We start from the raw sequence: 17,225 nt of genomic DNA on the forward strand, positions 1-17,225 counted from the left end.
TTTCTGTTAATTGTATAAAATTCCGGCTATGGTTGTCTGAAGAGCCATCTGCGGTTTAAGGGTAAAGTTCTTAAAATCTGTGGCATAAGGTGTTGCCGGAGTGGGAACGTAATATGTATTTCCCGCATTACTCCAGAAGCAAACATATGAAATTTTCACGTTATTGGATGTAATGGCAGGATGCACCAGTGTCGTAAAGTGGGTAGACGTTCTGGCTGTACTGTTCTGGCTGGAGTATCCGGTTTCGGTTAATGCCGCAATTTTATTTTTCTGGATGGCAAGATCAGATATTACTTTAAGTTTGCTGTTGGCGGTATTTGCTCCTGCTGTTGTCTGTGCTGTAAAGTCATAATAATTATCCATTCCTAAAACATCTACGTACTGGTCTCCCGGATATCTCGAAAGGTAGGCTGCAGAAGTTGTGTAGGAAGCATCCGGTGCAAAAGCGTATAGCACATTATGAACATTCATGGTGTTTCTGAGATAGTTTACAGTAAACTGCCAAAGCTGTTTATATTCTTCTGCCGTGCAGTAAGCTGCTCCCCACCAGAACCAGTCTCCGTCGAATTCATGAAAAGGCCTGAAGATCACAGGAATTTCTTCGCCGCCGCTTCCTTTAAGATTTTTAAATACAGAAGCCACTTTCTGGAGTTTGGTAAGATACCAGTTGTGGTTGGCTCCACCGGGAAGAATACTTTTGAAAGCGTTCTGCTTTTGAGAAGCCGTCATTTCCGAGGTGTAGAAAGTAGTTTCGTTGTAAGGTTCTCTCAAATGCCAGCAAAATGTTACCGCCATCCCTTTCTGGTAGGCTTCTTTTGCTGCTGCCACAATTTTCTGCTCCTGCTGATAATACCAATTGGAAGCATTTGCCTGATAATTTTTGTCGGTAATGAACATGAGATCCAAACCGATAAGTGCAGGATCGGATCCTGTAGCTTTTTTTACGTCAGACATGGAAGTATTATCCTGATAATACGTGTAAAACGCATCCTGATGACCTACGAGAATTTTGGTTCCGGCATTATTTTTTAAATTATAAAATAACAACTGGGTCTTTTGGGTAGCACTTGCATCTGAGGTATTATTCACGAGTTTATTTATGGATTCTGAAGGCTGAGAGGTGCTATTCTCAACGGGATCGTTTTCTGAAGACTGACAGGAAAGAATTCCTATGAAGAAAGATATCAGAAAAAATTTACTTTGAATTTTCATTTTAAAATGTTTTTGAAAGTTAATATTATTGTGATTTGAATGTTTCTTTTTATTACTTCCTGAGTTTTTTCCTTCCCGTCATTACCTGTTAAAAAGAGAATAATTTATCTGCGATGCTTTTTGAATTATTTAAATATGCAGAAAATTAATTAAGACAAAATCAGCTTAATTTTCTACGCTAAAAAGACGTTTTTAAATTAAATCTTCATTTAATTTCGGAGTTAAAAGTCTATCAATATTTTAAAAACAGATCGATTTATTTTAGGTAATAAAATTATATCAAACAGCTTCGGATATTTTAAATTATTCTCTTTATTTCAGGCATTCTTCTTCTATGGTTTATATCTTACTCTTTAATGATTTTCTGAGAATCTGTTCCGTTTAAGGTAATAATATAGGTTCCTTTGGCAAATTCTGAAAAATCAACTCCTTTATCCAGATCTTTCGTACTTCTGAAAATTTCTTTTCCTGTAAGATCATTAATTTTCACAGATTTTATTTTTTCAGGATTACTGAAATACAGGGTATTCTTTACAGGATTAGGATAGATTTTAATTGGGTTTTTAGCCGCTTCAAAATCAGAAACAGATAATGTTGTATTGGCACTTGTTACAACTACACTCGTGTTGGTTCCGTTCATATAGCTCCATGATGTAGTAGCCATTGTGGCTTCCCAACCGTAATATTCTCCGTTTGAAAGATTAGCGGTAGATGTTGTTCCCGCAGGTATCGCAAGATTTGCAACTCCTGAAACAGGCGTTGTTGTTGTAGCCGATGCAGGATTAATAATTACTGATACAACATCACTGATCCAATTTCCGGAAGAGCTGTACTTTGAAAGTCCTACCTTCACGATACGGTCTGTAGTTGCAGTATATTTGTAAGGTATGCTTTGTGTGGAACCAGCCGATACAGAAGCCGGAAGTGCTCCGTTGAAGCTTACATTATCTATAACGGTATTGGATGATATAATATTGGTTTGCGGCTGGCTTCCTGCTATCCATCCTCCGGAAGAATCCTGAAGGGTAAGTGCCCAAAGATAATTGATTCCTGAAGGTAAATCTGTGCTTACTGTCTGGTTTGCAGGAACTGTAACTGTAATCGTCTTTGAAACTGGAGAAGAAGTAGCAGGAAGATTATCTAAAATAGTTCCTGTCTGCCAAGTATTCCAATCCGGAGTTACTCCGTCTGACTGGGATTTTATCAGGGATACTATAATTTTACACGGTGTGGCAGACGTGTAGTTTAAGGTAAAGGAAGGAGAACTTCCTACAGTAACGTTTACCGGTAAAGCCGATGTAAGATAGAGGGATTGCGCATTGGCAAAGACTCCAAAAGCGATCATCCCTAAAATTTTAAATTTCTGAGAAATAATTTTTGTATTCATTTTATTGTTTTAAAAATATATTACTTTACTCTTTTAATGATTTCTAAACAGGCTCTTCCGTTATGATAGGGACATTTCCAGAATCCTGCTTTGTCTTTTTCTATGGGAAGATACTTTTCGTTGATTCCCCAGATCCATTCTCCGTTTTTTTTATCAATGATGTATCTTTCTGTGAATTCCACATTTTTTCTAAAAGCATCAAGGTATTTTTTGTTCTGGGTTAGCTGATAAGCATTCAGAAAACCAATCCACAATTCCGCCTGTGGCCACCAGTGTTTTTCTGAAATAAGATGATCGGATTCCGGCTCATATTCATACCATAATCCTCCGTCTTCATCCAGTCCCTCGAATGTTGCATCCGCCATTTTCACTGCATAGTTTCTGTACAGCGCGATCAGGTTTTCGTCTTCTGTAGCTTCTGCACACCATTGCAGCAGCCATGCCGCTTCGATATCGTGTCCATAGGAAATCACATCTTTCTTTTCGTTCCAATTTTCATCAAAAAACAGCCTGAGATGCCATGATTCTTTATTGATGAAATATTGGTCTATCGTTTCCAGCAACTGAATAATATTCTGCTTCAAATCTTCATCTTTCCATACCAGATAAAGGTTGGCAAATGCTTCTACGATATGAAGATGCGTATTCATGGTCTTTTTTTCGTTAGCATCTTTTTCGCTGAGACGCATATCTTCAATTTCTTTCCAGTCTTGGGTGTATGCTTCGAAGTAGCCTTTATTCACTTTATCAAAAGAATGATTCTGAATGCTGTGATAGAGCGTTATTGCCAGATCCAGCGCCTCTTTATCATTTGAAACTTTATAAAATTCACTAAGACCATAGATAACAAATGAAATGGCATAGATCTGATTTTTGGAATCTTTTACTGTTCCATCTGCATTAATACTCCAATAGATTCCTTTTTGCTCCGGATTGTAAAATTTGGTTTTAATCTCTTCAAAAGCTCTTTTTGCCATATTGAGATCTTCGGGATTCTGAGTAACAGAAAATGCTGCAGAAAAAGTCCAGAGAATTCTTCCGTACATTACGGATCCTTTTTCCGCAGCAGCATTTTTTTGTTCATTAAAATCAATCTCACCTATAAAACCTCCGTTTTTTTCGTCAATTGTATTCTTTCTCCAATAATTCAGAATATTATGGAGCTCACTTTGCATTGTATTCAATAAAAACTCTGTCTGCATTTTGAGATTAAATCTTATTATCTTTATTGTTGAGATTTTTTTACAGTACTGATGATCTGTTATTTGGAAACCAGATTATTATCTACGATCTCAATAATTGTTTTTACCGATTCTGATGAGATAAGTCTGTCTTCTGCCGTGTTCATGCAATAATCTGTCAACTGTTCCACTGAAGAAACCGCTACGTGCATTCTGGTGTCTGAAGATGCATAATAGATGAAAACTTTACCATCTTCATCTGCAATCCATCCGTTGGAAAACAACACATTGGAAACATCTCCTACTCTCTCCTCATTTTCAGGAGCCATAAAATATCCGGCAGGTTTATAGATTACTTTTCCAAGATCGTTTAGATCCGTCATAAACAGATATAAAACATAGCGCAATCCGGCAGCCGTGTTGCGTACTCCATGAGCAAGATGCAGCCAGCCTTTATCTGTTTTAATAGGAGCCGGCCCCAATCCGTTTTTCAGCTCGTAAACTGTATGATAGGTTTTTCCGTAGATGATTTCTTCATTTTCCACCACAGGATTCGTCATATCTGCAACATAGCCAAGCCCGATTCCTCCTCCTGCTCCAACATCTATAAATCCGTCTTGGGGACGTGTGTAAAGAGCATATTTTCCGTTTACAAATTCAGGGTGCAATACTACATTTCTCTGCTGTCCTGTATTGGAAATTAAATCCGGAAGCCTTTCCCAGTCTACTAAATTTTTTGTTCTTACAATACCCGCATTTGCAATTGCCATAGAAGTATCTCCTTTCGGTGCGTTGGGATCTTTTCTTTCTGTACAGAAAATTCCGTAGATATATCCGTCTTCATGATGGATTAAACGCATATCGTAAACGTTTGTATCGGGATTTCCTTCAATCTGAGGAATCACAATGGGTTTTTCCCAGAAACGGAAATTATCAATACCATTCGGAGATTCTGCAATTGCAAAGAAAGATTTTCTGTCGTAGCCTTCTACTCTTACAGAAAGAATATATTTATCGTTCCACTTCATTGCACCGGCGTTAAAAGCGGCATTGATCCCGAAACGTTCCATAAAAAATGGATTTCTTTCGGCATCCATATCAAAACGCCATTCTAACGGAGTATGAGCCGCTGTAACGACAGGATTTTTATATCTTGTAAAAATTCCGTTTCCGGCATGATCTTCCGGAGAATTTTTTTGAGTAACCAGCTTTTCAAATTCTTCTGACACTTCATTAAATCTTGTATTGAATAAATCACTCATCTTGCTATATTATTTTATATTTTGTTTGTAATAGAAATTATATTTCATCTGGTTTCAGATGTTTTTATATGATTTGTATGTATTTAGTTTTCTTTTCTTCTCTGCTCCAGTTCTTCTGTAATAGATGAAAGTTTTTCTTCCGTTAAAGGATAAACAAAAATGAAAAGCATAGAAATAATGGCTCCTGCCGCCGGAAGAATACTCAGCATCAATCTGATTCCGGTCTGTGCATTTTCTGTCTGTACAACGTTTGCCTGAAACCCAAAGTAAGCCAAAAGCCATCCTGTTGCTGCTCCACCGAATGCCCAACCCAATTTCTGGGACATTGATGATGCCGAGAATACAAGTCCTGTTGCTCTTCTTCCCTGTTTCCATTCCGAGTAGTCTGCGGTATCGGCATACATCGACCATAAAAGAGGGAAAATGCATCCTGCGCAAATGCTTATGAAAAATTGCAGCAGTAAAATCATCATGATGTTATCTTTCGTAAGAAAATAGAATATGATACTGAGAACTGCTGCTGATAACATTGCGGCAAAGAATGTTTTTTTCTTTCCGAATTTATTAGCTAAAGGGGTCGCCAAAACAACTCCCACAATGTTGGCTGCCTGTCCTAAAACAAGATAAATGGTGAGATAGGACATCCCTGTTCCCATACCGAAAATGGAAAATGTTTCATGATCTGTTTTTTCCAGATAATATTTGAAATAGTAAATTGCTCCGCCGTCACGAATGGTATTGAAAAGCAATGTGGCAACTCCGGCTCCCAAAAGAATCCACCATGGTTTATTTTTCCAAAGATCATTAAGATCTTCTTTTAAGGTAGACTGGTCTTTTTTTATAGGTTTAATACGTTCTTTGGTTCCTGCAAAACATCCCCAAAACAACAGCGTCGTCATTACTCCGAATACAACAATGGTATAAAACCAGCCTTGCGAAGAAGTTAAGGTTCCGTCTCCAAAATATTTTACCAGAGGTTCTATCATCCAAAGCGCAATAAGACTTCCTGCGAAAGCAAAAACCATTCTGTAAGAAGCCAGTGTAGTTCTTTCTTTACCGTCTGAAGACATCACGCCAAGTAATGATGCATAAGGAACGTTGATGAGTGAATACACCATCATCATTAAGGAATATGTGATGTATGCATAGATCAATTTTCCGTTGTGTGCAAAATCTGGGGTATAAAAGGTTAATACACCGATGATGGCAAAAGGAACGGCAACCCATAATAAAAAAGGACGGAATTTTCCCCATTTTGTATCGATCCTGTCTGAATAAATTCCCACAAAAGGATCGAAAAAGGAATCCCATACTTTGGTTACCAGAAACATGGTTCCTACCGCCGCCGCCGCAAGACCAAACACATCGGTATAGAAAAAAAGCAGATACATGCTGAAGATTTTCCAGAACATAGAGGATGCGGCATCTCCAAATCCGTAAGCCACTTTTTCTTTTATATTTATCTTTTCGTTATTCATTAATTTTCTTTTAATGATTAAATTTTACAATTGATTTTAAAATAATTTACGATGGGTATCGTTTATTATTTATACACATTTGTTTTCTGTATATCTTTCAGGAACAATGTGTTGCCGAGATTGTAAAAATCTCTGAAATCCTGTTCATTCGGATGTCCTTTGTAAGGTACATAATAATGCATTTTTTTCTCTTCCGTCAATCCATGATTTCTCCATGCCAGAACGTAAGAAATTTTGTAGTTTCCGATGGCTTCCGTTAAAGTTTTTGTCCAGAAACGGTTGTACGGAATCTGCTCATATCCTGTTTCAGCAAGAGCCGGAATTTTATGATGTTCTTTCGCAATTTCGTCCATAATGGCAAACTGCTTTTGAGAACGTTCTACAAAACCTGTATTGTGTACCGGATTATCAAGCTCATAGATATCAAAGCTAATCATATCCACATATTCATCGCCGGGATAAAATTCCAGAAATTCTTCTTTGGTATTAAAGTCTGAAGTATTGTAGATCCAGATAAGATTATTTCTTCCTTTTGTTTTGGTAAGATAATCGTAGGTCATTTTCCAAAGCTGTTTGAATTCTTCAGAGGTACAGTTATTTTTTCCCCACCAGAACCAGCTTCCTGTAAGTTCATGATAAGGTCTCCAAAGTATAGGAACCTGTTTTTTATCTTTCCCCTTTACAGAAGCCAGATAATCTGAGATCAGATCCAGCCAGTTGAGAAACATCTGATGTTTTTCGCCTCCGGGTAAAATGGCCTTTACGCCTCCTTTTGTATTATCCCAGGCTGTTTTTCCAGTTAAAGGATTATTGGCGTGCCAACTTATGGTATTTATTCCGCCCATGTTGTAGACATCCTCCATCATCTTTTTCATCTGGGCAAAACTGAAAATATCAATGGGACCTTTTCCGCCGGATTCTATATTCATAACGTCCCATCCGAAAACTGCGGGATAATCTCCTGCTGTTTCTTTTACATCGCTTCTTCCATCCTGCATTCTCCAGTTCACTCCATACCCCAAATCATCCTGATGTCCGAACATGATTCCTTTATCCATAAGCTGCCAAAGATTTCTGTACAGGTTTTGGGTTTCCGCTGTGGCATTTTTGTTTGACAGTGAAGAAGTATCCTGCGCCGCAAAAAGACCGGCACAGAATACGTTAGAAACTATAATAAAATTTTTTAAGGAATTCATTTATTTAATTGTAGAGGAAATTTATCCTGCTATTTTAATTATCTTTTAAGGATTAGTATTGTATTTTCTTATGATGTTCCATGTGGATTGATCTGAGATGAAAACTCCATTCAGTCCCTGTTCTTCCATCGGTGGATCTCCCATGTAATCATCGCCTTTTTTCCAGAAGGTCTGCCCGGAAATTGGTTTTGCAATTCCGTTGAACGCCCAAAAAGAGCATCCGGCAAAACTTCCTTTCAGATTTCTGTTCTCATTCCACAATTTCAGAACACTTTCGTAGTATTTGTCTCTTAAATTTGTACTGCTGCTGATATCGAAAGAATGCCCGTCTCTCGGAAATCCGAATTCTTCAAGAACCAGCGGTTTGCGGAGTTCGTCTGCAATTTTGAGATGAGATTTTATATAATCTGAGGTTTTATGGTTCACTTCTTCGAAATCTTTTTCCATGGTTTCATTTGCAAACCAGCCCCAGTTTTTCGGCCAAATATGAATGGTGAGATAATTTATGTTTTTATCTGCATGGTTTTCTTTATACAGATCCATATCTTCCGTCCCCTGTACTCCTTCACTTCCGGTAGTTACCAGATGATTTTTATCCAGCGTTTTAATGAACGAAGCACTTTCTGTAATAAATTTTTTATACTCTCCGTTAGCTGCGGGTCTCATCGGGCGTGGTTCATTGGCAATTTCCCAAGCCATTAGTGTTTTATCTTTTGTATATTTTTTTCCATTCACAGAGTTTCTTCTTGTAACAATTTTTTTGACCTGTTCAAAATACTGATTTTTGCATTCTTCGCAGCTATAAAACTTTGCGGTAAAGTCTCTCTGATCATCCCAGTTCAGTTTTTCTGCTGTTTTTTGCTGATCAATTTTATTGTTCCAAAGTAAATATTGCAGCCATCCGCCGCTCCATTCCCAGTTATTGGAAAGAAAAAGGATTACTTTCATGTTTCTTTTTCCTGCTTCATCCATAAGAATGTCGAGTCCTTTTAATTTGTCTTCATCAAATTTTCCGGCTTCATATTGATAAGCGGGTTCTACTCTATTCGCTCCGTTCAATTTTCCGGAACCTTCCACTGCGGCAAGAACACGAATATTTTGAATATTTTGAGATTTTAAAAAATCCAGTTCTTTCTTTAATCTACCGATACCCTTTTCTTCATTTTTTTCCAGCCCAAGATAAGAAGCATACCAAAAGTTGGTTCCTACAAAATAATATTCCTTTTTTTTAAGGATGAAATGACCTTCTTTTACGGTGACGAATTTTTGGGCATTCAGTTTCCCCAACACGCAAAAAAGTAAGATCAATGATATTTTGTATTGTAATTTCATAGTAAAGAAAATGCATCAGTCTGTTAACATTTGCTTAATGCCAAATTTATTTATGTATCTTGGCGGGATGTAATATTATTTTGTCATTTTTACATATAAATTACGCAAATAAACGGTAAAAAACTGAAAATCAACACTCATACAAAAGATACAAAATGAGCAAACATTCCGAAATTCTTAGAGAAATAGCTACTATTTCACCCGATGAAACCTTTTTGGTGTTCGACCGCATAAAAAATACATTCGATTTTCCTCTCCATTATCACCCGGAAATTGAGATCAATTTTATTCTTAAGGGAAAAGGCAATAAAAGAATAGTAGGCGATCATATTGGAGAAATAGATCATATCGAACTGGTGATGATTGGTCCCTACCTTCCGCATTACTGGGATAATTACAGGTGCAAATCGAAAAAAATTCATGAAATAACGGTACAGTTTAATCAGGATTTCTTTGATGAATCTTTAATGAAAAGACGAATTATGAAACCAATTGACGATCTTATTAAAAATTCTATCCGGGGAATTCTTTTTTCTACAGAAACCGCCGAAAAGTTAAAAGATAATTTTCTGAATTTATCTAAACTAAAAGGTTTTGAAGCTTTTATGGAAATGATGCACATCCTGCATGAACTTGCTATCGCAGAGAATACAACCATTCTCTCATCTTACAGTATAGAACTGGAAACCTTTACCGATGACGACAGCATGAAGCTTATCTACGATTATGTGCATAAAAATTTCGACAAGAAAATAACCCTCGAGGAAGTTGCTGCTATTTCTAATATGAGTATTGTAACCTTCAACAGATTTATAAAAAAGAGAACAGGAAAAACATTCATCAACTACCTGAACGAAGTAAGAGTGGGCTACGCCGCAAGATGGCTGATTGAAAAAAAACTAACGGTATCTGAAGTTGCCTTTGAGTCGGGCTTTAATAATATTGCCAATTTCAATAAAATTTTTAAATCTATAAAAAAATGTACACCTTCGGAATTTAAAAATCAGTTTAACGGTATTAAAAGAGTTCAATAATTCGATAAAATGATTGATTTGTTCTTTTTTTAAGAGGTTGGTGATGTTTTCTGTTAATATTTTATTAATTCTTAATTACGAAAAAGACCATTTTAGACATATAATTCTAATTTTTTTTTCAGATAATGTAGAAAAAACACCTAAATATGACTATAAAAAACCATAACATGACGTTTATTAAAAACAAAATAAAAAACTGAAAATCAATTAATTAAAATAAACAAACAGGGCATTTAGTATAACAACAGGTAAAATAATACTGAATTATGACAAAATAACATTAATCGCAATTAGCTTCAAAATTTAGCTTTGTCATCAATGTGAACAAAATGTTAATTCAAACTAAACATTAATTTCTTTTCCGTAGCAATTATGAGAAAAATAAACACCCCCTTACTAAGCCCGGTTCTACAGAATAAAGCCGCCTTATTTTTTGCATTAGCCTTTCTTCCTGTAAGTTGGGTGCATGCTCAAAAAACAAAGAGCGATACTCTAAAAGAGACAAAAATTGATGAAGTTGTAATGATAGGTTATGGCGCTCAGAAAAAAACGGATATAAACTCTGCCGTATCTTCTATTAAATCTAAGGATATTCAGGATCTGAAGCAGGTTTCCGTAGACCAGATGCTTCAGGGAAAAGTTGCGGGAGTTTCCGTAACGAACGGTAACGGACAGCCGGGAGCGGCTGCTTCTGTACGAGTGCGCGGAACGACTTCCATCAGTTCCAGTAACGAACCATTGTATATTATTGATGGTGTCCCCATTTCCGGAGATGCAACCAACAGTTCTACTACGGGAAGACCGATTGCAGGTAACGATACTTCTGCTACGGGAGGTTCGGGAAACGCCGCAGTTTCTCCGCTTACCTTTCTTAATCCTAATGATATAGAATCGATAGATGTACTTAAAGATGCTTCTGCAACGGCAATCTATGGTTCGAGAGGAGCAAACGGTGTTATTATCATTACTACGAAATCGGGCAAAAAAGGAGCGGGAAAGATAAGTTATGAAGGGTATACATCGGTTTCCAGTATTTATAAATATCTGGATGTGATGAATCTTCAGCAGTACGCAAGATATCAGAATCAATTGGCTGATCTGTTTAATCTTCAGCCAAGACCTGAGTTTGCCCATCCTGAATTGCTGGGTAACGGGACAAACTGGCAAAAAGCAATTTACAAGACTGCTTTTTCTCAAAGCCATCAGCTTTCATTTTCCGGCGGAAAAGATAATACCACATTTTATATTTCGGCAAACTATCTTAACCAGGAAGGTAATATTATCAATACCGGACTTAAAAGATATACGTTCCGTACGAATGTAGATTCTCAGGTAAATAACTGGCTGAAAGTGGGGACGAATATTACAGGCGGGGTAAGCAATGAAAACTTTACGGTAAACCAAAGTTATAACGGGCTTATCTCCAACACGCTCTTACAGGCTCCGGATATGCCAATTTATAATTTCGACGGAAGTTACGCTTCTCCTCCTGCAGGACAAAATGTTAATTATTTCAATCCTGTTGCCGAAGCTCTTACCAATACAAATAAATTAATCCGTAAAAATTTCCTTGGAAATCTGTATGCTGAAGCTAAAATTACGAAAGGACTGAAATACAGAATGGAACTTTCTGCGAATACGGAGTTTTCTGAAAACACAGAATTTCATCCTTCTTACGACAGAGGTTCTCAATTTAATCTGATCGCAGATTTGTATGTGAGAAATCAGGATTGGTATTCTGTAAACTTTAAAAATTTATTAACGTATGATTTTTCTTTAGGAAAGAATAAATTTACAATACTTGCCGGACAGGAAGCACAGGATGTTCATTATAAAGGATTCAGCTCCATAGGACAGGGATTTAAATCGAACGATGTTTACGGATTAAATCTTGCGGACGATGTTACAACAACTTCATTCCAAGGAAGTAATTCTCTTTCTTCACTTTTCGGAAGAATTATTTATGATTTCGACGGAAGATACAGCCTTACTGCTTCCATAAGAGCAGACCGTTCTTCGAAGTTTGATCCTGAAGCGGATAACGGCAAAAAACAGTTGGGATATTTTCCGGCAGTTTCTGCTTCTTGGAGAGTAACAAAAGAAAAATTCATGGAATGGATTCCTTCAAACATCATCAGTAACATCAGATTCCGTGGTGGTTACGGAGAAACAGGAAACCAGAATATTCCGAATAACAGATATACTTCCCTGCTTACTATTTACAACCTTGTAGGTAATCTTTCTAACAAAAACCTGAAGTGGGAATCTATGCAGCAGACGAACATCGGGGTAGATCTTACTTTACTGAAGAGACTTAATATAGCCTTAGACTGGTATAATAAAAAATCGAAAGATTTCCTTTTTCAGGCGCCACTTCCTAGTTACGTAACCGGAGGAGCAAATTATTACGGAGGTATTGATGCCATGTACTCGAACATCGGCTCTATGGTGAACAGAGGTATTGATCTTAATATTTCTTATGAAACAAAAGGAGAAAATTTCAACTGGACATCAAATCTTGTTGTTTCCAGATACAGAAACAAATTATTGAGTCTTGCGGACGGTTTGTCTGATATTAATACTCAGGTAAACCTGAATGGTTATCTGCCAATGGTGGCAACCAATACTTTAATCGGCGAACCTGTGGGCGTTTTCTGGGGATATAAAACCAATGATCTTTATCGTACGGCAGACCAGCTTAATAATGCACCGACTCAATTCGGAACTGCACCGAAACTGGGAGACGTTCGTTACGTGGATGTAAATGGAGATGGTAAAATCAACGAGTCTGATATGACGATCATCGGAAATCCGCACCCGGATTTTACATTCGGATTTACCAATACTTTCAGATATAAAAATGTGGATCTTTCTGTTTTTGTACAGGGTTCTGTAGGTAATGACATTCTGAATCTTACGAAAAGAAACGGTACAATGAATTCCCAGTTATATCAAAATCAACTGGTGGGTGCGCTTGATTACTGGACACCAGATAATCCAAATGCAAGTTTGCCAAGACCGGTTGCAGACAATAACAGTACGAATCTTCTTATTTCTGACCGTTTTGTGGAAAAAGGAGATTACCTGAGAATACAGAATGTAACTTTAGGATACACCGTTTCCCCTACTTTTGCTTCTCAGCTTAAACTTACAAGATTCAGAATCTACGTAAGCGCACAGAACCTGTTTACGATTACAAAATACAGCGGATACGATCCTGAAATAGGATCTTTCAACCAAAATGTCTTACTGACAGGAGTTGACAACGGAAGATATCCTTCTCCCCGAACATTTAATTTTGGAGTTAATTTAGATTTTTAATTAATTATTTATGAAAGCTTTACAATATTTTAAACATACAGGTTTAGCCGTTTCATTTTTGGGGCTTGGCCTTCTGTCTTCTTGCAGCAGAGAATTTACAGACCGTCCTTCCGAGGATTCCATCAGTCTGGAGAATTATTATCAGAACAACGAACAGGTACAGGGAGCAACAGACGGAATGTACTACAAAACATGGTTTCAGTTTAATAATAAGTTTTTCTACGCCATTTCGGAAGTAGGTTCGGGAAATATGTATACCAATTCTTCGGATGTAAATGCCATGCGTAATTTTTCCATCAACTCTTCCGATGCGGAAATGTTCAATGGATGGCAGTCGTTATGGGCGAATGTAGCACAGGCTAATAATCTCATCAATAATTTACAGAAAAGAGCCGGTGCAGGAGTTTCTCAGGCGGTGATCAATCAGGCTTTAGGAGAAGCTTATTTTATCCGCGCCACTGCTTACTTTTATTTAGTAAGATTATGGGGACCTGTTCCTATAATTATTGATAATGAAGCCGTTGCAGCCAATCCTAAAGTAAACACTAATTTTACAGAAGATGTATATGAGCTGATCCGGAGAGACTATTCCAAAGCAATAGAATTACTACCTGCAAAAATAAGAGGCGGAGATTATTCTTCGAACGCGAAGGTTTCTAAAGGTTCTGCGAAAGCTTTTCTTGCAAAAGTATATTTGTACAATAAAAATTATACAATGGCAAGACAACTTGCTGAAGAGGTGATTAACAGTGGAGAATTCAAATTATTAGGAGGAACATCCCAATATTCTATTACCAGTAAATCTTTTGGGGATCTGTTCACTTATCCTAATAACAATAATGAAGAATCTATATTCGCATTGCAGTGGAAAGGCGATATTAATTATGGATCTGCCAATAACTGCAACACACAATTTGGGATCAGCAACGGAACGTATTCTACCTCCAATGCGTCTTACGGCGGTGTTTTTGCGCCTTCTCAGGATATTTTAACGTTATATGACACCAATGACGTAAGAAGGGCAAATACGATTATGTTTCCCGGATATACGTACACAGATATAAAAGTTAAAAACGGACAGAATTTTCAGACTGGTTTCACTGTTCCGCCAGCAGACCAGATCGGAGGTCAGGGTGCAGGTGCAGCCATTAAAAAATATTGCATCGGAATTGTAAATGGTAATTCCACAGGTCCTGTAGACAGTTGGGCAATGATGAACAACAATACGTACATTATGAGATTTGCAGAGCTTCTGCTGATTGATGCCGAAGCGATTTTAGCAGGTGGAAATTCTACTTCAGACGCCAATGCCTTAAAGGTTTACAATGCTGTAAGAAACAGAGCCGGTCTGTCGAATGTTACTTCTTTCACTTTTGATGATTTGTTTAAAGAACGAAGAAGAGAGCTTGCTTTCGAAGGCGATTACTGGTTTGATCTCGGAAGGATTGACCGCAGTAAAGCCATTGCGATTATGTCTGCTCAAAACCGTGGAAATATGTTTACTGCCGAATATTTTACCCCTTCATCCAGCAGTTTCACTCTTCCTTATCCTGCAAATGATGTTGCTAAAAATCCGAAGCTTTTGGATAGCCCGGTACATTATCAATTTTAAAATTTACAGAAAATGAAAAATAAAATATTTTATACGAAATTATTAGCCTGGCTCATTCCTATCATGGGTTTGCTTTCTGTACAGTCTTGTAACAACGAGGATGATGATATGAAGGGGACGACTCCTGTTATCGAACTGGTTTCTGCATCGGTAGATGCCAACAACAAGCCTGTAGATCCTTTGGTAAGCACGCATATCGGTTATCCGTCTAATACTTACGTTATTAAAGGTTCCGGTTTTGCCAGTCTCAGACATATCTATTTTAATGATTATGAGTCTACCTTTAATCCTAATCTGGTTACAGACAATGCGATCATTATTACCATCAATATCAATACCCCTTATGTTAACGGAAGTAATAAATTAAAATTAGTGACCGCAAACGGAACTGTTGAGTATGATTTTGTCATTGCTCCACCGTCTCCGATTTTTAATGGATTCCAAAGCATCAACGCTGCCGACGGAACCAATATTACTCTTAAAGGGAACTATTTCGTTAATCCGACAGTGAAAGTAGGCAATATAGATGCAGCTATTGTTTCTTACGATCTTACCCATATTGTTGCAACTCTTCCCGCAGGATCGCAGGGTAAAAAAGTGTCTGTAACTACTTTATCAGGAACTGTTACGTACAACTCTCAGATAGGTACTTCTGTTTATGATGATGCTTTCTTTGGCGGTATTTCTAATGCTACATGGGCAGGAGATACTTATGATACGGCATACAATACAGATCCCGCAAACGTTAAACAGGGAGAAAAAGCAATAAAATGGGATGTAAAAGCATGGTCTGCATTCCAGATCGATAACAGCCCATCCATACCGTCCACTGCAAAAGGAATTCGGTTTTATATAAAATCTACCTCTGCAATAAATAGTGGATTACGTCTTATTTTAAATTACGGTTGGGGAACTACTCCATCTATAAGTGTAGGAACAGAATATCAATATTTTGAAATTCCGTGGGCGTCTTTCGGGTTATCTTCAGCACCTTCTACAATGAATGTTGTATTTAATAATAACACCGGAAATACAAATACGATATATATGGATGATATCGGTTATTACTACTAAAACAAGTTGTTATTGCTCTTGAGAGCATAGGATATTTTAACAATATTTTTTTTTATACAGTTTATCTTTAGACGTACATGGTAAATCATGTACGTCTTTTTTTTCAGCCAAATTTATTTTTATACCGACTTTCTTTCTGCCATCCAGCCTCACCATATGTGTCTACAAAGCATATTTTAACTTGTGCCATTCCTTCAGAAACTAAAGAAATAATACAGGTAGCATCCTGTTTGTTTCGTGTGATATACCAACGAGCATCACCATGAGCCGCACCCCATGAAGGAACTCTGCAAACTAATAAATCTGCCTCTTCTCTGCTGTTTACGACTGCAACCCTTACCTGTGCTTCTCCTAATGAAGCTGTCTGATATATCCTTGCCATATTTAACCGTTTTTTATGTTTTATGTTATGTACGAAATAACATTACGAAGGTTTCGCGTATTTCATTCTTTTAAGTAATTGGGTTGTGTGATAGCCGTCGAGAGAGGACCCGGCAACTGTTCCTGCCTTTTCAATATCCAAGATTCCTGTTTCTTCCCAGATCTCTTCAGGGAAGTATAAGTCTGTAATTTCGCCGACAATTAAGTGTGTATCGTTGCTTTTTACAGAAACAATTTCTTTCAGGATTAATCCCATTTGTATATTCGACTCTTTCACAAAAGGTGCTGAAAAATTATTTCTGTATTCAGCAGTTAGTCCGGAAGCATCAAATTCTGACTGTTCGCGCTTGTATCGTGCCGATGTCTGGTGTGCTTTTTCAAAAATCTCTTTATTTACATGATTAATGGTGTAATAACCTGTCTGTTGTATATTTTCCAGCGTATGTCTTTCAACGGAATCCGGTCGGGAAATAAACCCCATTAAAGGAGGATTCGCGCCAATGTGCATTACAGAATTAAAGACAGCCAGATTGGTTTGCCCATCTTTATTTGCGGTTCCAATTAAATTAAGACTTTTGAAGCCACTTAAAGAATTAACGAGTGCCGTCCTTTTCCTTTCTTCTGTTTCGGCTATCTGCTGATTGGTAAAATGAATTAACATTAAGTATTGTGATTTAAATTTTTAATTAAAATGTATTTAAAACAGAATTAATTCTGCTGATGTTGAATGATTTTTAGAGAAATGATATTACGCT

Annotated in this window: 13 protein-coding genes; 4 read left to right on the forward strand and 9 right to left on the reverse strand. The window is 37.2% G+C overall.

Annotation, left to right across the window (positions count from 1 at the left end):
- Positions 1–6: 6 nt before the first annotated feature.
- The 7 genes from H6W52_RS06730 to H6W52_RS06760 form a co-directional block, all read right to left on the reverse strand.
- Positions 7–1,212, reverse strand: a complete 1,206-nt coding sequence (locus H6W52_RS06730; protein ID WP_185216542.1) for a glycoside hydrolase family 26 protein — start codon at positions 1,210–1,212, stop codon at positions 7–9.
- A 346-nt stretch (positions 1,213–1,558) separates the two neighbouring features.
- On the reverse strand, positions 1,559–2,599 hold the full coding sequence (locus tag H6W52_RS06735; RefSeq protein ID WP_185216543.1) for a T9SS type A sorting domain-containing protein: 1,041 nt from the start codon (positions 2,597–2,599) through the stop codon (positions 1,559–1,561).
- Positions 2,600–2,619: 20 nt separating this feature from the next.
- Positions 2,620–3,801: an AGE family epimerase/isomerase gene (locus H6W52_RS06740; RefSeq protein WP_185216545.1), complete on the reverse strand. Its 1,182-nt coding sequence runs from the start codon at positions 3,799–3,801 to the stop codon at positions 2,620–2,622.
- 59 nt (positions 3,802–3,860) lie between these two features.
- Positions 3,861–5,042 carry a glycosidase gene (locus tag H6W52_RS06745; protein ID WP_185216547.1) on the reverse strand — a complete coding sequence of 394 codons (1,182 nt, stop codon included), beginning with the start codon at positions 5,040–5,042 and terminating at the stop codon, positions 3,861–3,863.
- An 83-nt stretch (positions 5,043–5,125) separates the two neighbouring features.
- A complete protein-coding gene (locus H6W52_RS06750) occupies positions 5,126–6,520 on the reverse strand; it encodes an MFS transporter (protein ID WP_185216549.1) in 1,395 nt (464 codons plus the stop codon).
- Between the two features lie 65 nt (positions 6,521–6,585).
- Positions 6,586–7,716 (reverse strand): glycoside hydrolase family 26 protein, encoded by a 1,131-nt coding sequence (locus H6W52_RS06755; RefSeq protein WP_185216551.1) that lies wholly within the window; start codon positions 7,714–7,716, stop codon positions 6,586–6,588.
- A gap of 45 nt (positions 7,717–7,761) precedes the next feature.
- A complete protein-coding gene (locus tag H6W52_RS06760; protein WP_185216553.1) occupies positions 7,762–9,048 on the reverse strand; it encodes a glycoside hydrolase 5 family protein in 1,287 nt (428 codons plus the stop codon).
- 155 nt (positions 9,049–9,203) lie between these two features.
- Here H6W52_RS06760 and H6W52_RS06765 point away from each other — a divergent pair, with 155 nt between their 5' ends.
- The 4 genes from H6W52_RS06765 to H6W52_RS06780 all read left to right on the forward strand — a co-directional run bounded on the left by H6W52_RS06765 (position 9,204) and on the right by H6W52_RS06780 (position 16,089).
- Positions 9,204–10,082 carry a helix-turn-helix domain-containing protein gene (locus H6W52_RS06765; RefSeq protein WP_185205471.1) on the forward strand — a complete coding sequence of 293 codons (879 nt, stop codon included), beginning with the start codon at positions 9,204–9,206 and terminating at the stop codon, positions 10,080–10,082.
- Positions 10,083–10,454: 372 nt separating this feature from the next.
- Positions 10,455–13,403: a SusC/RagA family TonB-linked outer membrane protein gene (locus H6W52_RS06770; RefSeq protein WP_185216555.1), complete on the forward strand. Its 2,949-nt coding sequence runs from the start codon at positions 10,455–10,457 to the stop codon at positions 13,401–13,403.
- A 10-nt stretch (positions 13,404–13,413) separates the two neighbouring features.
- Entirely contained in the window at positions 13,414–15,015 is a 1,602-nt protein-coding gene (locus H6W52_RS06775) for a RagB/SusD family nutrient uptake outer membrane protein (RefSeq protein ID WP_185216557.1), read from the forward strand.
- Positions 15,016–15,027: 12 nt separating this feature from the next.
- Positions 15,028–16,089, forward strand: a complete 1,062-nt coding sequence (locus H6W52_RS06780; RefSeq protein WP_185216559.1) for an IPT/TIG domain-containing protein — start codon at positions 15,028–15,030, stop codon at positions 16,087–16,089.
- A gap of 103 nt (positions 16,090–16,192) precedes the next feature.
- On the opposite strand, the gene H6W52_RS06785 is transcribed toward H6W52_RS06780, so the two are convergent.
- Positions 16,193–16,471 carry a DUF6150 family protein gene (locus H6W52_RS06785; protein ID WP_185216561.1) on the reverse strand — a complete coding sequence of 93 codons (279 nt, stop codon included), beginning with the start codon at positions 16,469–16,471 and terminating at the stop codon, positions 16,193–16,195.
- A gap of 42 nt (positions 16,472–16,513) precedes the next feature.
- On the reverse strand, positions 16,514–17,131 hold the full coding sequence (locus H6W52_RS06790; protein WP_185216563.1) for a flavin reductase family protein: 618 nt from the start codon (positions 17,129–17,131) through the stop codon (positions 16,514–16,516).
- Between the last annotated feature and the right edge of the window lie 94 nt (positions 17,132–17,225).

Source organism: Chryseobacterium sp. C2(2020) (genome assembly GCF_014218915.1).
GTDB classification, from domain to species: Bacteria; Bacteroidota; Bacteroidia; order Flavobacteriales; family Weeksellaceae; genus Chryseobacterium; species Chryseobacterium mucoviscidosis.